Source organism: Gordonia hankookensis (assembly GCF_014673215.1).
Taxonomy (GTDB): domain Bacteria; phylum Actinomycetota; class Actinomycetes; order Mycobacteriales; family Mycobacteriaceae; genus Gordonia; species Gordonia hankookensis.
Map to the genome: position 1 here is coordinate 549,193 of NZ_JACWMS010000003.1, position 26,047 is coordinate 575,239.

The 26,047-nt window shown below is 67.0% G+C and carries 20 protein-coding genes; 1 reads left to right on the forward strand and 19 read right to left on the reverse strand.

Annotated features, from left to right (window positions below):
- Window positions 1-33: 33 nt before the first annotated feature.
- The 17 genes from IDF66_RS17005 to IDF66_RS17085 form a co-directional block, all read right to left on the reverse strand.
- Window positions 34-1,479 carry a sigma 54-interacting transcriptional regulator gene (locus IDF66_RS17005; RefSeq protein WP_190267844.1) on the reverse strand — a complete coding sequence of 482 codons (1,446 nt, stop codon included), beginning with the start codon at window positions 1,477-1,479 and terminating at the stop codon, window positions 34-36.
- A 21-nt stretch (window positions 1,480-1,500) separates the two neighbouring features.
- Window positions 1,501-2,085, reverse strand: coding sequence for a DinB family protein (locus IDF66_RS17010; RefSeq protein ID WP_190267845.1), 585 nt, complete (start codon window positions 2,083-2,085; stop codon window positions 1,501-1,503).
- A gap of 5 nt (window positions 2,086-2,090) precedes the next feature.
- On the reverse strand, window positions 2,091-2,585 hold the full coding sequence (locus tag IDF66_RS17015) for an SRPBCC family protein (RefSeq protein ID WP_190267846.1): 495 nt from the start codon (window positions 2,583-2,585) through the stop codon (window positions 2,091-2,093).
- Complete coding sequence (locus IDF66_RS17020; RefSeq protein ID WP_190267847.1) at window positions 2,582-2,959, reverse strand: ArsR/SmtB family transcription factor; 378 nt, start codon at window positions 2,957-2,959, stop codon at window positions 2,582-2,584. Before IDF66_RS17020 ends, IDF66_RS17015 begins: the two co-directional genes overlap by 4 nt.
- Before the next feature lie 378 nt (window positions 2,960-3,337).
- Window positions 3,338-4,246, reverse strand: a complete 909-nt coding sequence (locus IDF66_RS17025) for a TauD/TfdA dioxygenase family protein (RefSeq protein ID WP_190267848.1) — start codon at window positions 4,244-4,246, stop codon at window positions 3,338-3,340.
- A gap of 526 nt (window positions 4,247-4,772) precedes the next feature.
- The gene (locus IDF66_RS17030) at window positions 4,773-5,516 is read right to left on the reverse strand and encodes a sulfite exporter TauE/SafE family protein (protein ID WP_190267849.1); all 744 of its coding nucleotides are present in this window, start codon (window positions 5,514-5,516) and stop codon (window positions 4,773-4,775) included.
- A 12-nt stretch (window positions 5,517-5,528) separates the two neighbouring features.
- A complete protein-coding gene (gene purH, locus IDF66_RS17035; protein WP_190267850.1) occupies window positions 5,529-7,106 on the reverse strand; it encodes a bifunctional phosphoribosylaminoimidazolecarboxamide formyltransferase/IMP cyclohydrolase in 1,578 nt (525 codons plus the stop codon).
- The gene (purN, locus tag IDF66_RS17040) at window positions 7,103-7,681 is read right to left on the reverse strand and encodes a phosphoribosylglycinamide formyltransferase (RefSeq protein ID WP_203589364.1); all 579 of its coding nucleotides are present in this window, start codon (window positions 7,679-7,681) and stop codon (window positions 7,103-7,105) included. The genes purH and purN overlap by 4 nt, the downstream gene beginning before the upstream one ends.
- Window positions 7,682-7,800: 119 nt before the next feature.
- Window positions 7,801-9,282: a cell division protein PerM gene (locus IDF66_RS17045; RefSeq protein WP_190267851.1), complete on the reverse strand. Its 1,482-nt coding sequence runs from the start codon at window positions 9,280-9,282 to the stop codon at window positions 7,801-7,803.
- 164 nt (window positions 9,283-9,446) lie between these two features.
- The gene (locus IDF66_RS17050; RefSeq protein ID WP_164306421.1) at window positions 9,447-10,478 is read right to left on the reverse strand and encodes a DUF5336 domain-containing protein; all 1,032 of its coding nucleotides are present in this window, start codon (window positions 10,476-10,478) and stop codon (window positions 9,447-9,449) included.
- Window positions 10,479-10,610: 132 nt separating this feature from the next.
- Window positions 10,611-12,590 (reverse strand): acetoacetate--CoA ligase, encoded by a 1,980-nt coding sequence (locus tag IDF66_RS17055; RefSeq protein WP_388000159.1) that lies wholly within the window; start codon window positions 12,588-12,590, stop codon window positions 10,611-10,613.
- A gap of 59 nt (window positions 12,591-12,649) precedes the next feature.
- The gene (locus tag IDF66_RS17060; protein ID WP_190267853.1) at window positions 12,650-14,281 is read right to left on the reverse strand and encodes an AMP-binding protein; all 1,632 of its coding nucleotides are present in this window, start codon (window positions 14,279-14,281) and stop codon (window positions 12,650-12,652) included.
- Between the two features lie 43 nt (window positions 14,282-14,324).
- Window positions 14,325-15,224, reverse strand: a complete 900-nt coding sequence (locus tag IDF66_RS17065) for an HpcH/HpaI aldolase/citrate lyase family protein (protein WP_190267854.1) — start codon at window positions 15,222-15,224, stop codon at window positions 14,325-14,327.
- Between the two features lie 2 nt (window positions 15,225-15,226).
- The gene (locus tag IDF66_RS17070; protein ID WP_190267855.1) at window positions 15,227-15,727 is read right to left on the reverse strand and encodes a MaoC family dehydratase; all 501 of its coding nucleotides are present in this window, start codon (window positions 15,725-15,727) and stop codon (window positions 15,227-15,229) included.
- Window positions 15,724-16,869: an acyl-CoA dehydrogenase family protein gene (locus IDF66_RS17075; RefSeq protein ID WP_190267856.1), complete on the reverse strand. Its 1,146-nt coding sequence runs from the start codon at window positions 16,867-16,869 to the stop codon at window positions 15,724-15,726. Before IDF66_RS17075 ends, IDF66_RS17070 begins: the two co-directional genes overlap by 4 nt.
- Window positions 16,869-18,980 carry an acetyl/propionyl/methylcrotonyl-CoA carboxylase subunit alpha gene (locus tag IDF66_RS17080; protein ID WP_190267857.1) on the reverse strand — a complete coding sequence of 704 codons (2,112 nt, stop codon included), beginning with the start codon at window positions 18,978-18,980 and terminating at the stop codon, window positions 16,869-16,871. Before IDF66_RS17080 ends, IDF66_RS17075 begins: the two co-directional genes overlap by 1 nt.
- Window positions 18,937-20,553 (reverse strand): carboxyl transferase domain-containing protein, encoded by a 1,617-nt coding sequence (locus IDF66_RS17085; RefSeq protein WP_190267858.1) that lies wholly within the window; start codon window positions 20,551-20,553, stop codon window positions 18,937-18,939. The genes IDF66_RS17080 and IDF66_RS17085 overlap by 44 nt, the downstream gene beginning before the upstream one ends.
- A gap of 230 nt (window positions 20,554-20,783) precedes the next feature.
- Between IDF66_RS17085 and IDF66_RS17090 the strand changes: the two genes are divergently transcribed.
- Window positions 20,784-24,359 (forward strand): indolepyruvate ferredoxin oxidoreductase family protein, encoded by a 3,576-nt coding sequence (locus IDF66_RS17090; RefSeq protein ID WP_190267859.1) that lies wholly within the window; start codon window positions 20,784-20,786, stop codon window positions 24,357-24,359.
- A 295-nt stretch (window positions 24,360-24,654) separates the two neighbouring features.
- On the opposite strand, the gene IDF66_RS17095 is transcribed toward IDF66_RS17090, so the two are convergent.
- Both IDF66_RS17095 and IDF66_RS17100 read right to left on the reverse strand, forming a co-directional pair.
- The gene (locus IDF66_RS17095; RefSeq protein ID WP_190267860.1) at window positions 24,655-25,281 is read right to left on the reverse strand and encodes a TetR/AcrR family transcriptional regulator; all 627 of its coding nucleotides are present in this window, start codon (window positions 25,279-25,281) and stop codon (window positions 24,655-24,657) included.
- A 43-nt stretch (window positions 25,282-25,324) separates the two neighbouring features.
- A complete protein-coding gene (locus IDF66_RS17100; RefSeq protein WP_164306431.1) occupies window positions 25,325-25,945 on the reverse strand; it encodes a nitroreductase family protein in 621 nt (206 codons plus the stop codon).
- Between the last annotated feature and the right edge of the window lie 102 nt (window positions 25,946-26,047).

The window sequence follows — 26,047 nt, forward strand, 5'->3', positions numbered from 1 at the left end:
GGTGTTCGGCTCCCGTTTCTCCAGCGGTCGAACTCAGCCGTAGATCGTCTGCCCGGTCTCGTCGGCTTCTTTGCCGATACGCCTGGCGAGGAAGAGGCCCTCCAGCGCCAGCTCGATCGCGCTGGCGCGTTCGCCGTCCGCCTCGGCGTCGAGGCGGGTGGCGATGTCGTCGAGGACCGCGGAGGTGGTCTCCGGGTCGGGGATCGATCCGAGCAGATCGGTCGCGGTGACGCGATCACCGGTCACGACGGGTTCACCGTTTTCCAATGCGTCCACCAGCGGGGCCATGTCGATCCCGCCGAGGTGCGCGCGCACGGTGTCGGCAACCGATTTACGCATCAGATGTTCGAGGATCTCGAGTTCGCGCCCCTCCTCACCGGATTCGAACTCGATCTTGCCCCGCAGCACCTCGATCACCGATTCGAGATCGACGACCCGCGCCACCGCCACGTCCTCCCCCGTGACCGTCGCCCGGTGGAGTGCAGCAGCGGCCACCGTCTCCGCCCCCGCGATCGAGAAGCGTGCGGAGACACCGGAGCGTTGATCGATCGACGGATGGTCACGGGCGTAGCGGGTGAACCGCGCGAGGATCTCGGTGATGAAGGTCGGCACGGTCGCAGTGAGGTCGGCCTCCTGCTCGATCACGGCGATCTCGTCGTCGAGTTCCAGCGGATAGTGCGTCCGGATCTCGGCGCCGAAGCGGTCCTTGAGCGGCGTGATGATGCGGCCGCGGTTGGTGTAGTCCTCCGGGTTCGCACTGGCCATCACAAGGACGTCGAGCGGCAGGCGCAGCGTGTAGCCACGGACCTGGATGTCACGCTCCTCCATGACATTCAGCATCGACACCTGGATACGCTCGGCCAGGTCGGGGAGCTCGTTGATGGCGACGATGCCGCGGTGGGACCGTGGGATCAGACCGAAGTGGATGGTCTCCGGATCACCAAGGCTGCGTCCTTCGGCCACCTTCATCGGATCGATGTCGCCGACCAGGTCGGCGACCGATGTGTCGGGGGTGGCGAGCTTCTCGGCATAACGCTGGCTGCGATGACGCCATTCGATCGGCAGATCGTCGAGCAGATTGGCCGCCTTGCGGATGGATCCCGGGGTGATCGGCTCAAAGGGGTGCTCGCCGAGTTCGGAACCGGTGATCACCGGGGTCCATTCGTCGAGCAGGCCGACCAGTGTTCGCAGGATGCGGGTCTTGCCCTGACCGCGTTCGCCCAGCATCACCACATCGTGTCCGGCGATCAGCGCCCGCTCGAGTTGTGGGATCACGGTCGCCTCGAACCCGACGATGCCGGGCCAGGGATCGCGACCCTCGCGCAACGCGCTCAGCAGGTTGTTGCGGATCTCGTCGCGCACACTGCGCTGGATGTGGCCACTCGCACGCAGCTCACCGAGAGTTCGGGGCGACGGGTGACGGGTTTCGGTGGTCTGGGAGGTATGTGTGGTGAAGTTCTCCTCTGGCACCTGGTCCACGGTACTCCGCGGTGGACGCGGTCAGCTCGGCGAAGGTGGGGACCACTGCGGATCGCGGCCGATGAATCCGACGAGCCGCGCCACCGGATCGGCGTCGTCGGCGACCGGGACCGCCGGCCCGTACTGCCCGGATGACCGCAACATCTCCTCGATCCCGACCATCCCCGAGCGCAGGTACTCGGCGAACGCGGGGTCCAGCGCAGGCGCGTGGCCCGCCGAGGTCGCGAGATCCCACGTGTGCATGTAGACGTCGGCGGTGTAGAACTGGTCGATCGCGTCGGCCAACCGATGCTCACCTGCCATCGGATGGGTGAAGGTGTCGTCGGCGGACGGACCGTCGAGCAGCGCCTGAACGGCCGCGGCATGTGCCTTCCACGCGGCGGACGGATCGTCGGCGACGGGCGGGCCGGCGGGCAACTCCACTCCTCCACCGGCGAGGAATCCGGGAAACCACTCGACGAGGTGCGCGACGACGTCACGTGCGACCCATCCGTCGACCGGGCTCGCCGCATCCCAGTCCGACACGGCGGCGATCTGCGCGGCGAAGTCGTCGGCGACGACGCGATGGCGCTCGGCAGGCGAGAGCCCGACGATGGAGTCGGCCATCGGACTCACACCTCGCCCGACGTGAGCAGGTTCTCGAGTGCGTCGTATCCCTCGTTGACGCCGACCTCCATACCCGATGCGAGCCACCCGTCGCGCGCCTCGAAGCTGTCGCACAGAGACTGGGCATGCAGGCGTGTGGTGCCGTCGCCGAGATCTTCGAACCACAGCGTCTCGAGGGCCACCTGGTCCGGCATCCCCTCGAAGGTGAACGTCTGCACGACCTTGTCGTCGGAGACCGAGTGGAAACATCCACGGAAGCCGAACTGCTCGCCGTCGCGCTCGGATACATATCGCCAGCTGCCCCCATCCCGGACGTCCCAGTCGATGATCCGGCTGCTGATCGAGTTCGGCCCGACCCAGCGGATGAACAGCTCGGGATCGGTGTGCGCCTTCATCAACTGGGCTGGCGTACCGCGGAAATCGCGGGTGATCCGGATGATCGGAACCTCCTTGTCCGCTTCGATCGCGGCCTCCGGATAACGGGTCTGCACTGCGCTCATGATGCCTTTCCTCTCCGTCGTGGTCTGTCGTCCTCGCGACGTTGTGCCGCAGGGCCGTCGTTCATGTCCGCGAGCAAGGCATCGAGTCGCTGATAGCGCTCTTCGGCCTGCCTGCGATAACGCTCGATCCATCTGGTCATGAGGTCGAACACCTCCGCCTCCAGATGGACCGGGCGGGTCTGCGCCTCCCGGGTACGGGTCACCAGTCCGGCCTCCTCGAGCACCTTCAGGTGCTTGGAGACCGCCTGGATGCTGACGTCGTACGGGTCGGCGAGCTGACTGACCGTCGCGTCGGATATCGCCAGCCGCGCGACCATGTCGCGCCGGGTCGGATCCGCGAGAGCGGCGAACATCTTTGACAGCTCGTCGGCCACCTGACTCCTCCTCAACCATTTGGTTGAATACGAGTGTGCGCCGGGCCGCCACCCTTGTCAACCCTTTGGTTGAATAAGAAACCGGCGCCGGCCGTCCACCGCCGGCCGACCCCCCCACCCGCCAGCCGAGTAAGGCGCAGCGCCAGCCGAACCCCCACCCGCCGACCAAGCAGGGCGCAGCCCCAGCCGAACCCCACCCGCCGGCCGAGTAGGGCGGAGCGCCAGCCGAACCCCCACCCGCCGGCCGAGTAGGGCGGAGCGCCAGCGGAGCCCGTATCGAGGCCACGCGCCCGTGACTCGATACGGCCTCGGCCGCTACTCGATCAGCAGAATCCCGAGCGTCTCCATCCCCCCGAGGGAGCGAAGCGTCTCGAAGGGTCAGGCGGGACCGAAGGGCTCGTCGCCCCGCAACGTGATCCGATGCATCACGCGACGGGTGTCGCCATAGTCGCGGTTCGCGTAGTGCACGGTGTTGCGGTTGTCCCAGAGGACGACGTCGCCCAGACGCCACCGATGCCGAACGATGTGCTCGGGCTTCGTGATATGCGCGTAGAGAAGGTCCAGTATGCCGCGACTCTCCGCGTCGGAGACCCCGTCGATATGCGACGTGAAGCCCGGATTGACGAACAACGACTTGCGACCGGTCTCCGGATGGACCCGTACCACGGGATGACTGACGGGCACGAGTTCGGTGACTTCTTCTCCGTCCCAGGTGTTTCCGCGACCGCCACGACGCTGCTTGAGGTAATAGCCGAACGCACGGTTACCGTCGTGCACCGCGGTCAGTGAATCGGCCAGTCGGCGCACCGGCTCCGACAGCGACTCGTACGCCAGCTCCGTGTCGGCCCAATTCGTGTCGCCGCCGTTGCGCGGCAACACAACCGGCCGAAGAATCGAACCCATCGGCGGACGCGGCATGAACGTGACGTCGGTGTGCCAGACATCGGCGAACCCGTCGTCGGCGCTGTCGAGCGAGTAGACCTCACCGGGAACGTCGCCGCTGTTCCACACCGGATGCCCGAACGTGAGGTCTCCCAGCCGACGGCCGAACTCGATGTGCTCGGCATCGTCGATCAGCTGGTCGCGCAGGACGATCACCTTGTAGTCGATCAGTGCCTGTCGGACGGCACGCACCTCATCATCCGACGCCGCAGCGACGTCGATGCCACGGATCTCGGCACCGAAGTTCGGGCCGAACTCATCGACGTCGAGTTCGACACCGGAAGAGACGATGCCGCCACCGGCGGTGAACTCAGGAGCGGAGACGGGGTGAGAGGAGATGGTCATGACGGTTCCTTCGTGGATCGATGCGAACATGGCGGGGTCCGGGTGCCGCGGGCGGTGAGCCGTGGTGCGATCCGTCCGACCAGTTCATCGAGTGGGCCGTCATCTGTCGGGTCGGGATGTGCCCGACCGTGCCTGCTCCCCCGTCACAGCGCTCGGCACACGCCGACGCCTCGTGCCCGAGGCGCTGAGCATGCGATGCGGAAGAGGTCACCCGTACTTTCTAACCGGCGGGCGACCCGGCGGACAGGGTTACCCCCACGATGAGAAAAACGCGGGCCAAGGCTGTTCCAGAAGGTGATCGTGCCGGCCGCCCGGCCCACCATCTTCACCGGTGCGAGAGGAAACTCACCCGCGGCGGCTGTGCCAGATCCTGAGGTAACCGCAACCGCGGGTTGGTGTTGGTCACGCGGGGCGGTGTTGGTCACGCGGGGCGGCACTGGTCACGCGGGCCGTCGACAGTTCGCGTGAACCGGCCCGATCCGCGCAAACCGGGTCGGCCCGCGTGAACAGAGCTTGAACAGCAGGATCAGCGGACGGCCAGCCAGACGGCGAGGGCCAAGCCGCCGATGGCGACCGCGATCCGCAACGGCCCGGCCGGCAATCGCTTCACCACCGGCGGACCGCACCAGCCGCCGATCAGGCAGCCGATGGCCATCGCCAGTGCCGCCCACCAGTCGACCGGCCCGAAGATCATGAATCCGACGGCCGCGACGGTGTTCGCGATACCCAGGAACAACGACTTCGACAGCGCCGCACGCCACAATGGCTCGCTGGTCAACACCAGCATCAGGGCGAGCACCATGATGCCGGCCCCGGCACCGAAATAGCCTCCGTACACGGAGATGATCACCAGCGCTGCCAACCACACCCATGGTCGGTCCTGGTGGCTGGTCGCCCAACGCCGGAGAACAGGCTGACACAACAGCGCGACCGCCGCGAGAGCCACCAGAAACGGCACGACGGCCTCGAAAGCTCCCGGCGGGGTGAGCAAGAGGATCACCGCGCCGATCGTGCCGCCGACGAGCGATGCGACGGCGCCACCGATCAGACGACGTCGGTCACCGTCGAGGAGGGCCCGGCCGGATTGGGATGTGCTCCCGATGCCGACGGCCACCAATGACACCGTGTTCGTGACGTTCGCCGCTATCGGGCTGAGTCCCACTGCGAGCAGGGCCGGGTAGCTGACCACCGATGCCAGCCCGGTGATGTAACCGATCAGTCCGGCCCCGAATCCGGCGAGGACCAGGAACGCGAATTCGGCCGGGCTCACGGATTCGCGGGATCAGTGTGCGAAATGTCGTGCGCCCGTGAGGTACAACGTGACACCGGCCTCCGATGCCGCCTCGATCACCTCGTTGTCGCGGATGGATCCGCCGGGCTGGACCACCGCGCGGACCCCACCGGCGATCAGGACCTGCAGTCCGTCCGGGAACGGGAAGAAGGCGTCAGAGGCAGCCACACTTCCGGTTGCCCGGTCGCCGGCGCGCTTGATGGCGAGGTGGGCGGAGTCGACCCGATTGACTTGACCCATGCCGACGCCGACCGAAGCGCCGCCATCGGCCAGCAGGATCGCATTCGACTTCACCGACCGGCAGGCCCGCCAGGCGAATTCGAGATCGGCGAGCGTCGCCGGCTCGGCCGGGGCACCGGCGGCGAGGGTCCAGTTCATCGGGTCGTCACCGTCGGCGTCGAGGACGTCGCGTTGCTGCATGAGCAGGCCGCCCGAAATGGGCTTGGTCTCCACCCCCGCGCGCTGGGGCGCCGGTGCGGTCAGGACCCGGATGTTCTTCTTGCGGGTCAGCACCGACAGCGCGCCGTCGGCGAAACCGGGCGCGATGACGACCTCAGTGAAGATCTCGGCGACCTGTTCGGCCATCTCCACGGTGATCTCACGATTGGCAGCGATCACACCGCCATAGGCGCTCACGGGATCGCACGCGTGTGCCTTGCGATGAGCTTCGGCGATGTCGTCACCGACGGCGATCCCACACGGATTGGCGTGCTTGATGATCGCGACCGCCGGGGCGTCGAAGTCATGCGCGCTTCGCCACGCCGCATCGGCATCGGTGTAGTTGTTGTAGCTCATCTCCTTGCCGTGCAGCTGCTCCGCGGACGCGAGTCCACCGCCTTCCTCGCTGAGGTAGAGGGCTGCCGCCTGATGCGGGTTCTCGCCGTAGCGCAACAACGACGACCGGTTCCAGGTCGCGCCGACCCAATCGGGGAAGATCTCGGAATCCGACGACGGGGCAACCACACTGGACATCCACGATGCGACTGCGACGTCGTAATCGGCGGTATGACGGAATGCCTTGGCCGCCAGCGCCTTACGCTCGTCGAGACTGAAACCGCCTGCCGCCACCGCGTCCTGCACCACGCCATAATCGCCGGGGTTCACCACGACGGCGACCGTCGGGTGATTCTTGGCAGCACCTCGGACCATCGAGGGTCCGCCGATGTCGATCTGCTCGACGCACTCGTCGGGACCCGCCCCCGACGCGACTGTCTCGGTGAACGGATACAGGTTGACGATGACCAGGTCGAATGCCGCGATACCGAGATCGGCGAGCTGGTCGACGTGACTCTGCTTGCGGCTGTCCGCGAGGATGCCGGCGTGCACCATCGGATGCAGGGTCTTGACCCGTCCGTCCAGACATTCGGGGAACCCGGTCAGCGTCGACACCTCGACCACCGGCACCCCGGCGTCGGCAATCGTTTTCGCCGTGGAACCGGTGGACACGATCTCGACGCCTGCACCGTGCAGTGTCGACGCGAGGTCGGCGAGTCCGGTCTTGTCGTAGACACTGACCAGCGCGCGGCGGATCGGGCGTCGGGAGCTGCCGGTGGGGCTCTGTGCGTTCACGGGATGTCGGCCTTTCGTCCGTCGATCACTACACCTCTGGTGACGAGTGCGGTCACCACGTCGGCGAGCAACACACGCTCGACCGATTTGATTCGTTCATGCAGGGTCTCCGCGGTGTCGTCCGCTCGCACCGGCACGGGCTCCTGCGCGAGGATGGGCCCGGTGTCCACCCCGGCATCCACCAGATGCACCGTGGCACCGGTCACTTTCACGCCATGGGCGAGGGCGTCGGCGACCCCGTGTGCCCCAGGGAAAGACGGCAGCAACGCCGGATGGGAGTTCACGATGCGACCGCCGAATCGGGACAGGAACGTCGGCCCGAGGATTTTCATGAATCCCGCGGTCACCACCCACGCCGGAGCGTGTTCGGCGACGCGCTCGGTCAATCGGGCATCCCATGCGGCACGGTCGGGATGATCGGCAACTCGGAGATCCACCAGGGGGATGTCGTGGGCGACGGCGATGTCCGCAGCGCGGCATTTCCGGTCCACCACGAGGGCCACGATTCGGAACGGTGCGCCCTGATCCACCCGCGCCAGCAATGATTCCAGCAGCGAACCGGTGCCCGATGCCATCACCACGACGGGTACGCGAACCGCAGGCACGGAGGGCTCTGCGGGGACTGCGTTCACATCTGGGAGCCTAGTGGGCGGCCTGAATGCCCTGATCGTCGGGGCGGTGCGGTCCTGCTCCGTCAGCGCGGGTCACCCGAGTACTCGACGTCCTCGTCCGACGTGGGCACGCTCTCGTGTTCGTCGGCCGCGTCGAACTCGTCGGCTGCTCCGGTGACGTCCCACTCGTCGTCCCGGCCGCCGTCATCCCGGTGCTCGTCGTCCGGGTCGTCAGACCAGGCGCCGTCGGCACCTTCCTCCTCGTACTCCCAGTCCTCGTACTCCCAGTCGCCCTCGTCGTCTGCGGTGAGGTAGTCGTCCTCGTAACCGGGATCGTCCACGTCGAAGAAGTCGTCCTCGACGTCGAGCACCTCGCGCGCCGCGCGAGTCGACGGAAGCGTTCCGTAGACCAGCGCGACCACCATGCCGGCGACGACTATCCAGCCGAGTGTGAAAACGCCTGCGGTGGGCAGGGTGACACCGGCATCACCGAACTCACCGAGCACGCCACCGGCCATCGCGCACAGAACCACCATCGTCGATGCGGCGACCGCACCGGCCACCGCCACGGACCGCACATTCGCCAGTGGATCGATGTCGCGGCATCGCCACGCCACCAGCAGCGCGATCGATGCCGGGATCACAAAACCGAGGATCCCGAGCATGCCTGCGCCGCTCTCGGGCAGCACGCCGAGTACCGGTAGCGGCGGCACCGGGCCGCCGTGGACGTCGAGCAGATCGACGGTGGCGCCACCGACATGGACGTCTGACCCAACGAGCACCGCCGCGGACCCGATGACCGCGTTGGGCAGGTACAGCACCGACAGCGCGGTGAGTCCGAGGTAGCCGTCGAAATCACTGCCTCCACCGATCAGATCGCCGACGACCCCCCACCGCATGACCAAGCGGATCACGACGAGTGCGGCCGCACAGGTGAGCAGCGCGGCCACGGTGAACCCTCCCAGCCGCACGCCGCGCCGCACGGCGGGCGTGATCCCGAAGCGCTCGTAGCACTCGCGCCGACGCCGCCAGACGATCCCGAGCGCGGCAGCTGCGGCATGGATGCCGGCGGTGTAGCCGAACGCGGTCAACGCGGCGGGACTCTGCAACGGAAAGACCGACGATCCGTCCATCACGACCGCGAGCGACAGGGCGGTCATCAGCAGTGGACCGCCCATCGCCGAGAACACGACCGCCACCAGCTCGGATGCGGGCCGCTCGGGGCCGCTCGCCGATGCCGCCATCCGCGCGGATCCGGCGGCCACCGCGATCGTCGGCAGCAGCGGGAGCACTCCGATCGTCACGCCACTCATCGTCAGCGGGACCTGGTGGATGGCGAGCCAGATCGCACCGACCGCGGTCGCCAGCCCGTCGAGCCCGCTCCCGGCCGACAGCAACACCGTCAGGACCACCACAGCCGACACCAGCATCGTGACGACCGGGACGGCGAACGCGACGACGACGAGCTCGCGTGCAGACCCGTCGGGCATCGCCCGTTGGGCACGGCTCAGCTGCCGCATCTGACGCAGACGCGACGCGAGGTTGTCAGCTGTAGGCGAGGGCATCACCAAGAGCCTGGCACGACCCAACCGTCACATCCGGCAGACGCGCCGCGACAACCCCAGAAAGCGACACGCGTCGCAGGCGTCGCACCCCGAGGTCACCGACCACATGACGGCGCCCCGCCGACATCGTCGACGGGGCGCCCTCATGGTGCACTACCGGACTATCAGTGGCCGCTCGACTGCTCCGGCTTGTTGAGCTTGGTGGTGGCGTCCGAACCGCTGTCGCCTGCCTGGGCGGACCGCTCCGGCGAGTAGCCGGCCGACGATCCGGCATCGGACGCGCCGACCGTCGGGCTGTACCCCGGCGAGGACGTCTGCGACGACGGCACATGGGTGTACGCGGACGGATCATAGGTGGGCTGCTGCGTGGTCGCCGCACCGTAGGCACTGGTCTGGGCATCGCCATAGGCGGACGACTGGGCCTGGGCCGGGACCTGAGTGGTCGGCGCAGCGGCGTCGGCAGACGCGGCGGTCCCGCCGAGTGCCGGTGCCACCTTGACCAGGTCCAACACGACCGACAGCCAGAAGACGGCAAGTGCGGCCACGATCAGCGACAGCACCAGCTGGGTGTAGTCGATGCCCGAATTGGCGATGAACTCAGACCCACGCGATGCCGTGTGGATCACCGCGAAGATGTCCGTGATCGCCGTCCCGACCGCAGCCGCGGCGATCACGGGCACGAAGATCTTCGTGTCGATCTTCGGATGCAAGGTCAGTACCGCGAGCAGGGCGATGAATGCCATGTACGGCAGATACGCGCCGAGGTTCCAGAAGCTGACGATGGCGTCGACGCCCGCAACCGCCGCGACTGCGATGGCGAGAAGCTGGCCGATGTTGCCCGGCAGTCCCTGGCCCTGCGGTTTCGGTGCCGCCGGGGAACCGTATTGGCCGTAGCCCTGCGGGTTCTGTGGGTACTGCTGCTGGCCGTAGTTCTGTGGGTACTGCTGCTGGCCGTAATTCTGTGGGTACTGCTGCTGGCCATAGTTCTGCGGGTACTGCTGCTGGCCGTAATTCTGCGGGTATTGCTGTCCATAGGTCGGCTGCTGGCCGTAACCCTGCTGGGCCTGTCCCTGCTGGCCTTGGCCCTGCTGGTCGTACCCCGGCTGCCCGTAGCCCGCACCTTCCTGGTGGCCGGACTGTGAGTAGCCGCCGTACTGCCCGTAACCCTGCTGGCCGGATCCCGGTTGGTAGGTCATCGCATCTCCTGCTCAGTCGTCTGTGCCCCCGCGGTGAGCGCATGTGCCGGGCCCCACGCTAGTACATGTTTTTCGATGCCCGTATGACATGGGATTCGCCGCACTGCGCGATGTGCCGATGACCTGCGCCTTCTACCAGCGATGGGCAGTCCCCTGGTTCTCGTACCACTCGATCAGGCCGTAGTCGTCCACGGATTTCGGGTCGATGTTGACGTCGGCTCGCCCCGCCAGGATTCCGGTCACCGGCACCTCGAGTTTCTTACCTGTCCGGGTATGGGGGATTCCCGGCGCCTCGATCACCTCGTCCGGCACGTGGCGCGGCGACAATCTGGTGCGGACCTCCGACGCGATGCGCGATCGCAACCGATCGTCCAGGCTCGCGCCTGGTACGAGCGTGATGAACAACGGCATCCAGTACGCGCCGCGCGGACCGTCGACCCCGAGGACGAAGGCCTCGGCGATCTCGTCGATTCCCTCGACCACCTCGTAGATGTCGGCCGATCCCATCCGGATGCCATGCCGGTTCAGTGTGGCATCACTTCGGCCGTGGATGACCATCGATCCGCGATCGGTCACAGTCACCCAGTCGCCGTGCCGCCAGACCGACTGGGGTGGCGGAGATGCCCACTCATGTGTGAAATACGCACTGCGGTAACGCTCGTCGTCGGGGTCGTTCCAGAAGGACACGGGCATCGATGGCATGGGCGCGGTGATGACCATCTCCCCTACCTCGTCGATCAGCGATGTGCGGTCGGGTGCCCAACTCTCCAGCGCCACTCCGAGATATCGAACCGAGAGCTCACCCGCGACGACCGGGACACCGACCGAACCACCCGCGAACGCGGTGACCACGTCGGTCCCCCCACTGATCGACGAGATCGGCAACCCCGGCTTCACATTGTCGTCGACCCAGGTGAACAGATCGGCGGCGAGAGTGGATCCGGTGCTGCCCAGGGTTCGCAGGGCGGAGAGATCATGATCCCGGCCGGGACGCAGCGTCGCCTTGCGAGAGGCCTGCAGCTGCCCGGGACTGGTACCGAAGTAGGTGACCCCTTCGGATTCGACGATCTGCCAGAGCCGGTCCGCATCGGGGTACAGCGGTGATCCGCTGTAGCAGACGATCCTGCTGCCGCAGAGCAATCCGGCGACCTGAAAGTTCCACATCATCCAACTGAGCGCGGTCTGCCAGAAGAAGACATCGTCGGGCCCCAGATCCCCGTGGAGTCCCGCCGCTTTGAGATGTTCGACCACCACCCCGCCGTGGCCGTGGACGATGCCCTTCGGCTTGCCGGTCGTGCCGGAACTGAACAGCACCCATAGTGGGTGGTCGAACGGCACCGATGTCGGCTCGAATGGTTCACCCGGGTGATCTACCGCCTCTGCGTAGTCGATCCGGCGGCATTGCGCCGAACCCGGCTGTGCGGCAGTACCACTGGGTGGGCCACCACCACCCGGCGGTGCGACGACGACCTGCGCGACCAACTCGGGCAGGAGATCGGCCAGTGCGGCACTGTCGGCCGTCTTGTCGACGGCCTTGCCGTTGTAGTGGTAACCCACAGCGGTGACGAGAACCTTCGGGCGCAGCTGCGCGAGGCGGCCCGCGGCCCCCTCCGGTGCGTAGTCCTGCCCGCAGCCCGACCAGATCGCGCCGACGGCGGCGGTGCCGAGGAATGCGATCACCGCCTCGGGAATGTCGGGTAGATAAGCGGCCACCACATCACCGACGCCGACGCCGAGGTCGGTCAGGGTCCGGGCGAACCCGGCGACCTGTTCGGACAGTTCCGACCACGCGACCTCGGTCCGCCCGCCGTCCTCGTCGATGCCGACGATCGCCGCGCCCGGCCGATCGGCGTGCCGCAGGATCGCAGACACGTAGTTGAGTCGAACCCTCGGAAACCATTGCGCGCCCGGCATCTCGCGACTCACCAACACGTCGGCGTCATCGGCGAGCGGTTGCCCGTCCGCCGTGACGGCGATGTCATCGAGATCGTAGAAGTCCCATAATGCGCGCCAGAACCGGGCGGGCTCGTCCACGGACCATTGCCACAGCGCTGCATAGTCGTGGAGGTCACGACCGGACCGCTCTGCTGCCGTCTCGGCAAACGAATCGATGTATGTCGTCCGGGAAGTGCTCTGCTGGGAATCGCTCACGTGTCCTCGCTCGCCTCGTCTCACAGTCCGAGTAGGTCGACTGCCTCGGCGCGCATCTGCACCTTACGCACCTTGCCCGTCACCGTCATCGGGAATTCCTTGACCACGTGCACGTATCGGGGGATCTTGTGCCGAGCGATCTTGCCCGACGCGAAGGCGTGCAGGTCATCCTTCGTGAAATCGGCCACGCCGTCACGCAACCGCACCCAGGCCATGAGTTCCTCGCCGTACCTGTCGTCGGGGACCCCGATGACCTGCGCATCGAGGATGTCCGGATGGGTGTAGAGGAATTCCTCGATCTCCCGGGGGTAGATGTTCTCGCCGCCGCGGATCACCATGTCCTTGATCCGACCGGTGATCCGCACGTAGCCGCTCTCGTCCATCACTGCGAGGTCACCGGTGTGCATCCATCCCTCGGTGTCGAGCGCTTCGGCGGTCTTCTCCGGTTCGTTCCAGTAGCCCTTCATCACCGAGTATCCCTTGGTGCAGAGTTCACCGGTCTCGCCACGCAGCAAGGTGTCGCCCGAGCCCGGGTCGATGACCTTGACCTCGAGGTGCGGCCCGACCCGACCGACCGTGCCGACCCGCAGTTCGAGCGGATCGTCGACACGGGTCTGGGTGGACACCGGCGAGGTCTCGGTCATGCCGTAGCAGATGGACACCTCGCGCATGTGCATCCGCTCGACGACCTGACGCATCACGTGTTCGGGGCACGGCGAGCCTGCCATGACCCCCGTCCGCAGACTCGACAGGTCGAAACCCGCTGTCACGCCGGCATCGTCGAGGAGAGCGAGCTCCGCGATGAACATCGTCGGCACGCCGTAAAGGCTCGTACAGCGATGTTCCGACACCGCGGCCAGGGTGGCCGCCGGGTCGAAGGCGGGTGCCGGGATGACCATGGCGGCGCCGTGACTGGTTGCCGCGAGATTGCCCATCACCATGCCGAAGCAGTGGTAGAACGGCACCGGCAGGCAGATCCGATCGGCCTCGGTGTAGTCGAGCAGCTCGCCCACGAGGTAGCCGTTGTTACCGATGTTGCGATGAGACAGCGTGGCGCCCTTGGGAAATCCGGTGGTGCCCGAGGTGTACTGGATGTTGATGGGGTCGTCCGGGGCCAGCGATCCGGCGATCTCCGCGACCCGGGCCGCGTCGTCCGGAGTGGGCTCGGCAAGCAGCGCCGCCCATTCCGCGGACTCGAACAGGATCACCTCGCGGAGTTCTGGACAGTTGGGTCGGGCGGCCGCGAGCATCGTCGCGTAACCGGAGTCCTTGAACCGCTCGGCGGCGATGACGACGCCCGCTCCCGACTGGGCGAGCGCGTACTCGATCTCGTTCTGCCGATAGGAAGGGTTGAGGTTGACCAGGACCGCGCCGATCTCGGCTGTCGCGTATTGGGTCAGCACCCACTCGAACCGGTTGGGCGACCAGAGGCCCACCCGGTCACCGGGATTCACGCCGAGTCTGACGAATCCCGCGGCCAGGGCACGCACGTCGTGGAGGAACTCGGTGTAGGTCCATTGTCGCCCGGCGGCGGCATCGATGAGCGCGACGTTGTCGCCGAACGTCGACGCCGTTCGTGCCAGCGTCGCGCCGATCGTCTCGGTCAGCAGATCCGGGCTGTCCTCACCCCGCGAATATGCCGGTTCGGTCATGATCGGACTCCGATTTCTTCTGGGCCGCGTCAGCGGCGGATTCTCACTGGTGCTCGGTGGTCGGTGTGTCCTCGGGCTCGGCGTCGGCCTGGGTGGCGACGACTCTCGCCAGCACCACCTCCGCCTGCCGCAGCACCGGACCGTCGATCATCTGCCCGTCGATGCTGAACACCCCGCCCTGATATTCGGCGGATCCCTCCACCACGCGCTGCGCCCATCGGACCTCCTCCTCCGACGGCCGATAGCCGTCGCGGATGTAGGGCACCTGCGATGGGTGGATACACGCGGTTGCGGTGTAACCCAGTGCGACCGCGTCGCGCACCTCGGCGATCAGTCCGGCCACATCGGGGATGTCGAGGTGGACCGAGTCCACCGCGAACTTGCCATGCGCCGCAGCCGCGATCCTCGTCGACGAACGAACCCACCGGGCCACGTCCCGGTACGAGCCCGGCCGCTCCTCATCCGGTCCGAATCGGCTCGACTTTCCGCCGAGGCCGGCGACGAGATCCTCGGCGCCCCACATCAGTCCGATGCAGTTCACCGCTGCGGCGATCTCGTGGGCACGGGTCGCACCCAGCGGGGTCTCGATGAGCGCGACGGTCTGCAGGGCGGTGTCGATGATGGAGTCGACATCCTCGGCCTTGGCCTGCATGACGACCCGATAATTGGTGTCGCCGATGGCGGCGAGGTCGCGCCGGTAGTCACCCGTCCCAGCCGGGTTGATCCGGACGATCGTGCGACCGGGGTCGAGCGGGTTGGCGACGAGCGCCTCTCGCGCAGCCACGCGGTTCTCCGGCGAGACGGCGTCCTCGAGGTCGAGGATCACCACGTCCGCCCGATCGAGCGCCTTCTGATATCGCTCGGGACGATCCGCCGGGCAGAAGAGCATGGCCGGTCCCGGGGGTGTCCAGGCGTTGATCAACTGCGGGCTGTCGAAATTCATCACTACTCCACTGGCTTCTTTCGCACCAGCGTGGCCCGTGCGGCACGCGCAACGACCTCGCCGTGCTGATTGCGTCCGATGTGGGTCAAGTTCACCACGCCCTCACCGGGGCGCGATTTCGATTCCCGCTTACCAGTGCACTCGGTCTCGGCATATAGGGTGTCACCCGCGAACAGCGGCGCCGGGAAGGCGACCTCGCTGAAACCGAGATTGGCAACGAGCGTCCCCTGCGTCAGCTGCGACACCGACAGGCCCACGATGGTCGACAGCGTGAACATCGAATTGATCAGCCGCTGACCACCGAACCCGGGCTGCTGTGCCGACCAGGCCGCGTCGAGGTGGAGGGCCTGGGTGTTCATCGTGAGCGTGGTGAACAGGACGTTGTCGGCCTCTGTCACCGTGCGGCCGGGCCGATGCTCGTACACGGTCCTCTCCGCGAACTCGTCGAACCACAGGCCGCGTTGCACGATGCGTGCCGGTCCGTCGACACCGTCCTGGCTCATGCGAACCCCAGTTCCCGTGCGATCAGCATCAGCTGTACCTCGGTGGTGCCCTCGCCGATCTCCAGGATCTTGGAGTCGCGGTAATGCCGCGCCACGGGGTATTCGTTCATGAACCCGTAGCCGCCGTGGATCTGCGTGGCCATCCGCGCATTGTCCATCGCCGCCTCGCTCGCGACCATCTTGGCGATCGACGCCTCCTTCTTGAACGGCTTACCGGCCAGCATCTTCGCCGCCGCGTCGTAGTAGGTGGTACGGGCAACGTGCGCGCGGGCCTCCATCCGCGCGATCGCGAACGACACCGACTGGTACTCGCCGATCGGTTTCCCGAAGGACTGACGTTCCTTCGCGTACTTCACGCTCTCGTCCACGCAGCCCTGCGCAACGCCGGTGGACAGTGCGGCGATGGCGATCCGGCCCTCATCGAGGATCGAGAGGAAGTTCGCGTACCCGCGACCACGTTCGCCCAGCAGGTTCTCGGTGGGGACCCGCGCATCGATGAAGGTCAGCGGATGCGTGTCCGAGGCATTCCAGCCGACCTTGTTGTACGCCGGTTCGGCGGTGAAGCCCGGGGTGTCGGACGGGACGATGATCGTCGAGATCTCCTTGCGCCCGTTCTCTTTCGTCCCGGTGACGGTGGTCACCGTGACCAACGACGTGATGTCGGTTCCGGAATTGGTGATGAACTGCTTGCCGCCGTTGATGATCCACGAGTCGCCGTCGTCCTTCGCGGTGGTCGCGGTGGCGCCTGCGTCGGAGCCGGCCCCCGGCTCGGTGAGACCGAATCCCGCGAGGGCGCGGCCAGAGGTGAGGTCGGGCAGCCACTGTTGCTTCTGCGCCTGCGTACCGAACCGGTAGATCGGCATCGCGCCGAGCCCCACCCCCGCCTCGAGTGTGATGGCGACGGACTGATCGACCTTCCCGAGTTCCTCGAGGGCCAGTGCGAGCGCGAAGTAGTCGCCGCCCATGCCGCCGTACTCCTCGTCGAACGGCAGCCCGAACAGGCCCATCTGCCCCATCTGCGCGACGACCTCGTAGGGAAAGCTGTGCTCCTCATCGTGTTTCGCCGAGACGGGTGCCACGACGGACCGGGCGAAGTCGCGGACGCTGTGGATGAGGTCGGTGTACTCCTGAGTGAGTTCCATCAGTTCTCCTTGTCGATCGAATCGCCCACGGCGGATTCCACATGTGCGAGTGTCTGGCCGGCCGCGACCTTGTCACCGACCTTCGCCGAGATCGCCACCACTCCGTCGATCGGAGCGGTGAGCGTATGTTCCATCTTCATCGCTTCGACGACGACGATCGGGTTGCCCGCCGCGACGGTCTCCCCCGCCTCGGCCCGGACCGCGACCACCGTTCCCGGCATCGGGCTGAGGATCTCGCCGGCATGCTCGTCGGCAGCTTCGTCGAGCAGCGTTCGGGCGAGGTCGAGCAGCCAGGTGCCGTGTGGACCCGCCACCCACCACGTCCCGTCCACCTCGGCATTCGACCACGACTGACTGACCCCGTCGACGATCAGCCGCCGGCTCTCGTTGTCGCCGTTCGCGATCCGCCGATATTCGATGGCCGCACGCCACGGCTGCCGGTCATCGTCGTCGCGGGTCACGGTCGCCTGACCGACGATCGAATCCGCTGACGCCGACTCCACCTCGATGGCGACGGTGAAATGCTCAGTGCCACTCACGAAACGGGTCACGACGGGTGCGGGTTCGCCGATCCGCCAGCCGACGGCGGACTGCCAGATGTCCGCACGGTCGCGGGGTCCGATTCGCGCGACCCCGGCCAGGACGAGAGCTTCCGGGACGGGCTCCGGCGAGGAGTAGTCACGGACGAGTCGGTCGAGCAGTTCGGTGTCGAGCTCCGCGTCGCGGACCGATTGCTGGGCGAGCACATGGCGACAGAAGTCGATGTTGGTCACCACGCCGAGTACGTGGGTGTGGGCGAGCGCTTGGTCGAGCCGCTCGAGCGCCTCCTCCCGATCTCTGCCGTGCGCGATGATCTTCGCCAGCATCGGATCGTAGTCGCTGCCGACCACCAGCCCGTCGGTCATCGCCGAGTCCACGCGAATCCCGTTGCCCGGATACGAGTCCGGGTGGACGAGGCCTGCGATGGTGCCGCCGGTCGGCAGGAATCCGTGTGCCGGATCCTCTGCGTACACTCGCGCCTCGATCGCGTGCCCGCTCATCACGATGTCGTCCTGGGTGAGCGTGAGCTCCTCACCCCTGGCCACCCGGATCTGCTGTTCCACCAGGTCGACGCCGGTGACGAGCTCGGTGACCGGATGCTCGACCTGCAACCGCGTGTTCATCTCCATGAAGAAGAACGCGTCTGGCCGATGGGCGGAGACGATGAACTCGACAGTGCCCGCGCCGGTGTAGCCGACGCTGCGTGCGGCGTCGCAGGCCGCGGCGCCGATCCGGGCACGTGTCTGTTCGTCGAGCAGGGCCGACGGCGCCTCCTCGATCACCTTCTGGTGGCGGCGCTGCAGCGAGCACTCACGTTCTCCGAGATGGATCACGTTGCCGTGCTCGTCGGCGAGTACCTGGACCTCGATATGCCGTGGCGTGTCCACGAAGTGCTCGAGGAACAGGGTGTCGTCACCGAAGGCGGAGCCGGCCTCTCGGCGCGCACGTTCGAGCGCAGCGGGCAGGTCCGCGGCGTTCTCGACACGGTGCATGCCCTTGCCGCCACCACCGGCGCTCGGCTTGATCAGCACCGGGAAGCCGACGTCGGGAGCGGCGGCGATCAGGTCGTCGTCGGACAGACCCGGCCGCGACAAGCCCGGAACCACCGGGACATCGCGCTCGGTGACCGCGGCGCGAGCGGTGATCTTGTCGCCCATCGTCGCGATGGCGTCCGCCGGCGGACCGACGAAGACCAGGCCCGCGCCTGCCAGCGCCGCGGCGAACTTCTGGTTCTCCGAGAGGAACCCGTAACCGGGGTGTACGGCGTCGGCGCCGGAATCCTGCGCCGCGCGCACCACCGCGTCGATGTTCAGGTAACTCTCGGTCGCGGGGGCAGGCCCGATCCGAACCGCGACGTCGGCCTCCCGGACGTGACGTGCGTCGGCGTCGGCATCCGAATAGACGGCGACACTGCGGATACCCATCCGGCGCAGGGTGCCGATCACGCGGCAGGCGATCTCGCCACGATTGGCGACCAGCACGCTGCGGATCGGCCGGATTGCTGGAGTGTTGTTGTCGGTCACGTGATCACATCCGAAAGACGCCGTAGCGCGGGTCGTCGAGTGGGGCATATCGGCAGGCTTCCAGCGCCAATCCGAGGGTGGTCCGGGTCTGCGCAGGATCGATGATCCCGTCGTCCCACAGCCGGGCAGTCGAGTAGTACGCGTCGGCCTGCCGCTCGAACTGCTCGCGGATCGGCGCCTTGAACGCCTCCTCGTCGTCGGCGGCCCAGTCACCCCTGGATCGTTCGACCTGGTTGCGACGGACCGTGGCCAGCGTGTCGGCCGCCTGTGGTCCGCCCATCACCGAGATGCGAGCGTTGGGCCACATCCACAGGAAGCGCGGCGAATACGCACGGCCGCACATCGAATAGTTGCCTGCGCCGAACGAGCCGCCGACCATGACGGTCAGCTTGGGCACGCGCGCGCACGCGACGGCGTTGACCATTTTCGCCCCGTTCTTGGCGATGCCGCCTTCCTCGTATGCGCGTCCGACCATGAAGCCGGTGATGTTCTGCAGGAAGATCAGCGGTATCCGCCGCTGATCACAGAGCTCGATGAAATGCGCTCCCTTGAGGGCGGATTCGCTGAACAACACGCCGTTGTTGGCGACGAAGCCGACCGGGTGACCGTGCACGTGGGCGAACGCGGTGACCAGCGTGGTCCCGTAGTTCGCCTTGAACTCGGTGTATTCCCCGGCATCACTGAGGATCTCGATGACCTCGCGGACGTCGTAGGGGGTCCGCGAATCGGTCGGGACCACGTCGTAGATGTCGGTCTGCGGCCGTTTCGGTTCGCGCGGGGCGATCGTCTCCCACTGCGCCGTCTCACGCGGGCCCAGGGTGGCGACGATGTCGCGCACCTTCGCGAGGGCCTGCTCGTCGTTGTCGACGAGATGGTCGGTGACCCCGGAAATCGATGAGTGCATCGCGCCGCCGCCGAGTTCCTCGGCGGTCACGTCCTCGCCGGTGGCCGCCTTCACCAGTGGCGGCCCGGCCAAGAAGATCGTGCCCTGATTGCGAACGATCACCGTCTCGTCGCTCATCGCAGGCACATAGGCGCCGCCGGCCGTCGACGAACCGAGGACCGCAGCGATCTGCGGGATGCCCGCAGCGCTCATCGTCGCCTGGTTGTAGAAGATCCGGCCGAAATGGTCACGGTCCGGGAACACCTCGTCCTGCTGGAGGAGCATCGCACCGCCCGAGTCGACGAGGTAGATGCAGGGCAACCGGTTGGCCGCGGCGATCTCTTGTGCGCGCAGATGCTTCTTCACGGTCATCGGGTAGTAGGTGCCACCGGAGACGGTCGCGTCGTTGGCGACGATCATGCATTCGCGTCCGGCGACGCGGCCCACACCCGCGACCACACCGGCAGACGGCACGCGGTCGTCGTACATACCCGTCGCCGCGAGGGGAGCGACCTCGAGGAACGGCGAACCGACGTCGAGGAGTCCGTCCACCCGATCGCGGGGCAGGAGTTTGCCCCGAGAGATGTGGCGGTCGCGCGCCTTCTCGCCACCTCCCCGCCGCGCAGCGGCGAGAAGCTCCCCGAGTCGGCCGATGTTGCGGAGGTGGGCGACCCGGGACGCGACCGGCTCTTCCCCGGACCCGCTGGCGGCTTCCGTGCTGAACGTGCTGGTCACCATCGACCTTTCAGTTAGTGATGATTAACTGAACCGCATCGTACGTCAGCCCGGTGCGACTTGTCACGTGCCCTTTCCGGCACTCATCACATTCTCGCAGCCGACGTGACGCGGCTCACGAAATTTCGTACTGTGGTGTCAGGCCCACCACCCATGGGCCGGATAACCGACGCCCGCGACGCCACCACCCACCGGCTTCGCGGACCGACATATGAAGAAGGCCAGGTAACCCCATGACCCTCGCAGACGACCGCGCGCGCCGAGCAGGCGCGCACACCGAAGCCGGTTCCCGCAACACCCCGATTCCGGGGGGCGCGACGTTCTCCCTCGACGACCGCTACACGCGCGAGTCGGGCACCATCTACCTCACCGGTATCCAAGCGCTGGTCCGAATGGTCCGCGACCGCGCGCGCATCGATCGGTTGCAGAATCTGCGCACGGCCTCCTTCATCTCCGGCTACGAGGGTTCGCCACTGGCCGGCTACGACCTGGAGATTTCCCGCCGACGCAACTACCTCGAGCCCTACGACATCGTCCACCGCCCCGGGCTGAACGAGGAGATCGCGGCGACGTCGGTGATGGGTTCACAGGTGGCCGGGCAGGTGGGCCATCTCGCCCCCGACGCCGCGGGACACACCCGCGACGGCGTGGTCGGCTACTGGTACGGCAAGGCCCCCGGCCTGGACCGTGCGACCGACGCGTTGCGGCACGCGAACCTGATCGGCACCCACCCGGCCGGAGGCGCGGTCGCCCTCGTCGGCGACGACCCGGGCGCGAAGAGTTCGACGGTTCCGTGCGCGTCGGAGATGGCGCTGGCGGATCTGTACATGCCGATCCTCTACCCTGCCGATTCCCAGGACATCCTCGATCTCGGCGTACACGCCGCCGTGATGAGCAGGGCCAGCGGCCTGTGGACCTCGATGAAGATCTCGGCGCACGTCGCCGACGGCGCCTCCACCGCCATGGTCGACCCCGCGCGGATCACGCCGGTCTACGGAGACCTCGGCGCGAGCCCACACGTTCCGAGCGGGCGTCTGCTCGGCGCGAATCTGATGGAGCTGGAACAGAATCAGCTCACCACACGCATCCCTCGTGCCCTCGAATACGCGCGCCTCAACGGGCTCAACCGGATCACCGTGTCGAGTTCCGACGACCGCATCGGCATCGTCGCTGCAGGCAAGACCTATCTCGACCTCCGAGAAGCGCTGCGTCTGATCGGTATCACCGACGACGACCTGCGTGCTCTCGGTATCCGGATCCTGAAGCTCGGGATGGTGTACCCGATCGAGCGGGACATCCTGAACCGCTTCATGTTCGACACCGCCACCGGCGAACTCGACGAGGTCATCGTGATCGAGGAGAAGCGCGACTTCATCGAGACCATGATGCGTGACATCCTCTTCCGCCACCCTCACGCTCCTCGGATCGTCGGCAAGACGAACGAGGACGGCTCGACGCTCTTCTCGCGATTCGGGGAACTCGACGTCGACGCCGTCTCCCGTGGCCTCGCCAACCGGCTCGCACACCACCATCACATCGACGCGGCGCAGGACTGGCTCGACCGCAAGTCGCAGCGACGCGGGCGGATCGAACTGCCACTCGCCGTTCGCACCCCCTACTTCTGCTCCGGCTGCCCGCACAACAGCTCGACGAAGGTGTCCGACGATACCCTCGTCGGAGCCGGGATCGGTTGTCACGCCATGGTTCTGCTGATGGATCCCCGTCAGGTCGGCGACATCGCCGGCGTGACCCAGATGGGCGGCGAGGGCGCGCAGTGGATCGGCATGGCACCATTCGTGACCGCTGACCACTTCGTCCAGAACGTCGGCGACGGAACCTTCATGCACTCGGCATCGCTGGCTCTGCGCGCCGCGGTCGCGGCGGGTGAGAACATCACCTACAAGTTGCTCTACAACGGCACGGTCGCGATGACCGGCGGCCAGGATCCCGTGGGTGCCATGGGCTTGCCCCGTCTGACGTCGTTGCTGATCGACGAGGGCGTCGCGCGAATCGTCGTGACCTCCGACGATCCCAAACGCACCAAAGCCCTCGCACTCCCCGGGAGTGTCGAGATCCGGCACCGAGACGAGATGCTCGACGTTCAGACCGAACTGGCCGCGGTCGGGGGCGTGACGGTGCTGATCCACGATCAGCATTGCGCAGCGGAGAATCGCCGCAAGCGCAAGCGCGGCACCGCCGAGACCCCCGATCAGCGCGTGATGATCAACGAGCGTATCTGCGAGGGCTGCGGCGACTGTGGCGAGAAGTCGAACTGCCTGTCCGTTCATCCCGTCCAGACCGAGTTCGGCCGCAAGACCCGGATCGACCAGAGTTCGTGCAACCTCGACTTCTCCTGCCTCAAGGGCGATTGCCCGTCCTTCGTGACCGTCACGCCCGGAACACGACGCGCCGGTGTGCGGGCCGACGACATCGCCGACACCGCGCTGCCGACACCGACTGTCCCGGAACTCCGTGACACATTCACCCTCCGGGTCACCGGAATCGGCGGCACGGGCGTGGTGACCGTGTCGCAGGTCCTGGCCACCGCAGCAGTGTTGGACGGGCACGCCGCCCGCACTGTCGACATGACCGGTCTCGCCCAGAAGGGCGGTGCGGTGGTGAGTGATGTGAAGGTGTCGCCGGGAGCCGTCGAGCAGGCCGCCAAGGTCGCCTCCGACGACTGCGACCTCTATCTGGTGTGCGATCCGCTGGTCGGTACCGACCCTGCAAACCTGAAGGTCGCGGCGCCGGACAAGACCGTCGCGGTGGTCTCGACGACCGAGATCCCCACGGGCGCGATGGTCATCGACACCTCGGTCGGTTTCCCGGCCGCACACCAGGTCCACTCCGCGATCGACGCCAAGGTGGCACGTGCGGTCTATCTCGACCCGGGCGCGCTCTCGACCGGGCTGTTCGGCGACGAGCAGTACGCCAACATGCTCATGGTCGGTGCGGCATATCAGGCAGGGGCGCTTGCGATCTCGGCAGAGTCCGTCGAGCGGGCCATCGAACTCAATGGTGTCGCCGTCGAGGCCAACACACAGGCCTTCCGTCGCGGTAGGCAAATAGTCGACGACCCGGACGCCGTGACGGATACGCTCGCGGAACTGCACGGTTCGTCGTCGCCGGACATCATCCCCAGCGCTGACGCCGAGTCGGCGGTCGCCGCGCTCGGCATCGTCGACGACGACCTCTCCCACACCATCGCGATCCGGTACGACGAGTTGATCGCTTACGCCGACGAGCGTTATGCGCGTGGGTATCTCGAGTTGGTGGACCGGGTGCACCGGGCAGGCCACGGCGACGAACTGACCGGCGCGGTTGCCCGCAACCTCTACAAGCTCATGGCCTACAAGGACGAGTACGAGGTGGCCAGGCTGACGCAGGACGCGGCATTCGCGTCGCGTATCGCCGAGCAATTCGGGGACGATGCAAAGGTGGCCGTGCGGCTGCATCCGCCGACCCTGCGTCATCTCGGGATGCGCGAGAAGATGTCACTCGGAGCTTGGGCGGATCGGCCGCTCGCGCGCCTCGCACAGATGAAACGTCTGCGTGGCACCAAACTGGACCCGTTCGGACGCAACGAGATCCGCCGAACCGAGCGCGCACTGATCGTCGAGTACCGCGAGCTGGTCGAGGCCCTCGTGGCCGGGTTGTCGAGCGGCCGCATCGGCACCGAACAGCTGTCGTCGGCGGTCGCCCTCGCCGATCTGCCGGACATGGTCCGCGGCTACGAGAGCATCAAGATGGCCAATGTCGAGCGCTACCGCGAGGAGGCCGCCAGGCAACGCGCTGCGCTGGGTATCTGACCGTGCGCGACTGGTCTCGATACGTTCCGTCGCTACGCTCCTCCACTACTCGACCGGCGGACCCCAACCGCTGGTCGGGTAACCGGCGAGCCCCAACCGCCGGTCGGGTAACCGGCGGACCCCAACCGCTGGTCGGGTAACCGGCGAGCCCCAACCGCCGGTCGGGTAACCGGCGAGCCCCAACCGCTGGTCGAGCAACCGACAAACCCAACCCGCTGGTCAAGTAACCGACAAACCCAACCCGCTGGTCGAGTAGCCTGCGAGCGAAGCGAGCCGGCGTATCGAGACCACGAGATCACTCCGCCCGCAACGCTGCCCACGCCATCGCGCCGAGCACGGCGCGCAGGCCCGGCTCCGGGTAGGCCGGCAGTCTCGGCGACGAGTTCAGCAAACCGAACGTCGCATGCACCCGGACGCGTGCCTCCTCGCGTGACAGCAACCGGTCACCGCTTACCTCATCAAGCGCGAGCAGCACGTCCACCCACTGCTCGACGTACCGCCGCTGCAGCGACCGCACCTGGTGGTTCGCGGCAGGCGTCAGTGACGACAAGTCGCGGTCTTGAACGGCGATCAGGTCCGGCTTCGTGACGAGCACATCGATGTGGAACCGGATGAGCTCGAGCAGCGTCTGATCCGGATCGCCACCACGGGCGACGACCTCCGCGCCGCCGTCGTGCAGACGCTGGCTGATGTCGACGAGCATCTGGTCGAGCAGGTCGGTCTTCGACGAGAAATGACGGTACATCGCCGGGCCACTGACCCCCACCGCTCCGCCGATGTCCTCGAGGGTCACCCCGGCAAAGCCACCCGCCGCCATCAGGCGCGCAGCGGCCTCGAGCAATTCGGCCCGCCGCGCCGCCTTCGCCTGCCCGCGACGGGTGCGCGCAGGCTGCTCGGACGACGAGGGGGGCGGCGTGGTCATGATGAGTTCGCACTCTACCGCCGGGTCGGTCACACCAGTGCCGTCACCAGCCGTTGATGTGCAGGATGTCGTCGAGGGGTTTGCGGCCGGCCGGCTGGAAGCTCGTACCCGTGTAGTACGCGACCGGCAGCAGCACCCCCTGGTGAACGGTGTCCGGGATGCCCAGGAGCTCGGCGACCTCACGTTCATAGGTCAGGTGCAGAGTCGTCCAGGCAGATCCCAATCCGCGAGCACGCAGCGCGAGCTGCAGACTCCACGCGCCCGGCAGCAACGAACCCCACAGGCCGGCCTGGTTGCCCGACGCGAGTTCGCCTCCGCTGTAGATCGCACCGATCACCAGCACCGGCACCTGACCCATCGTGTCGGCCAGGTACTGCGCGCTCGACGCGACGCGGCGGGCGGTGTCGTCGGCCCTCGGCTGGTTCGCCGAGTACGCGGCGAACGACTTCGCATAGAGGTCGGCCACCTTCTGTTTGATCACCGGATCGGTCAGCACGATCCAGTGCCAGCCCTGACTGTTGCTTCCCGTGGGCGCCTGCAGCGCCACCTCCAACGCCTCCTTGACGATCTCGAGCGGCACCGGACGCTCCAGGTCGAGCCGCTTGCGCACCGAACGTGTGGTGGTGAGCAGCTCATCGGGGTCCAGGGGTAACAGGTCGGTCATGCGATCTCCTTCGTTGTCGGATGATGACGATCGGCCATCGTGGGACCACTCTCCAGCTTGGCCGCGTGCGGCGACGATGTCGATGCCGGTCCCCGACCGGCG

Coding starts and splice junctions, on each gene's coding strand:
- IDF66_RS17010 (WP_190267845.1), bottom strand. CDS start 2,085: ATGGCCGACTCCATCGTCGGGCTCTCGCCTGCCGAGCGCCATCGCGTC.
- IDF66_RS17015 (WP_190267846.1), bottom strand. CDS start 2,585: ATGAGCGCAGTGCAGACCCGTTATCCGGAGGCCGCGATCGAAGCGGAC.
- IDF66_RS17025 (WP_190267848.1), bottom strand. CDS start 4,246: ATGACCATCTCCTCTCACCCCGTCTCCGCTCCTGAGTTCACCGCCGGT.
- purN (WP_203589364.1), bottom strand. CDS start 7,681: ATGGCATCGGGCACCGGTTCGCTGCTGGAATCATTGCTGGCGCGGGTG.
- IDF66_RS17045 (WP_190267851.1), bottom strand. CDS start 9,282: ATGCCCTCGCCTACAGCTGACAACCTCGCGTCGCGTCTGCGTCAGATG.
- IDF66_RS17050 (WP_164306421.1), bottom strand. CDS start 10,478: ATGACCTACCAACCGGGATCCGGCCAGCAGGGTTACGGGCAGTACGGC.
- IDF66_RS17060 (WP_190267853.1), bottom strand. CDS start 14,281: ATGACCGAACCGGCATATTCGCGGGGTGAGGACAGCCCGGATCTGCTG.
- IDF66_RS17065 (WP_190267854.1), bottom strand. CDS start 15,224: ATGAATTTCGACAGCCCGCAGTTGATCAACGCCTGGACACCCCCGGGA.
- IDF66_RS17070 (WP_190267855.1), bottom strand. CDS start 15,727: ATGAGCCAGGACGGTGTCGACGGACCGGCACGCATCGTGCAACGCGGC.
- IDF66_RS17075 (WP_190267856.1), bottom strand. CDS start 16,869: ATGGAACTCACTCAGGAGTACACCGACCTCATCCACAGCGTCCGCGAC.
- IDF66_RS17080 (WP_190267857.1), bottom strand. CDS start 18,980: ATGCCCCACTCGACGACCCGCGCTACGGCGTCTTTCGGATGTGATCAC.
- IDF66_RS17085 (WP_190267858.1), bottom strand. CDS start 20,553: ATGGTGACCAGCACGTTCAGCACGGAAGCCGCCAGCGGGTCCGGGGAA.
- IDF66_RS17090 (WP_190267859.1), top strand. CDS start 20,784: ATGACCCTCGCAGACGACCGCGCGCGCCGAGCAGGCGCGCACACCGAA.
- IDF66_RS17095 (WP_190267860.1), bottom strand. CDS start 25,281: ATGACCACGCCGCCCCCCTCGTCGTCCGAGCAGCCTGCGCGCACCCGT.
- IDF66_RS17100 (WP_164306431.1), bottom strand. CDS start 25,945: ATGACCGACCTGTTACCCCTGGACCCCGATGAGCTGCTCACCACCACA.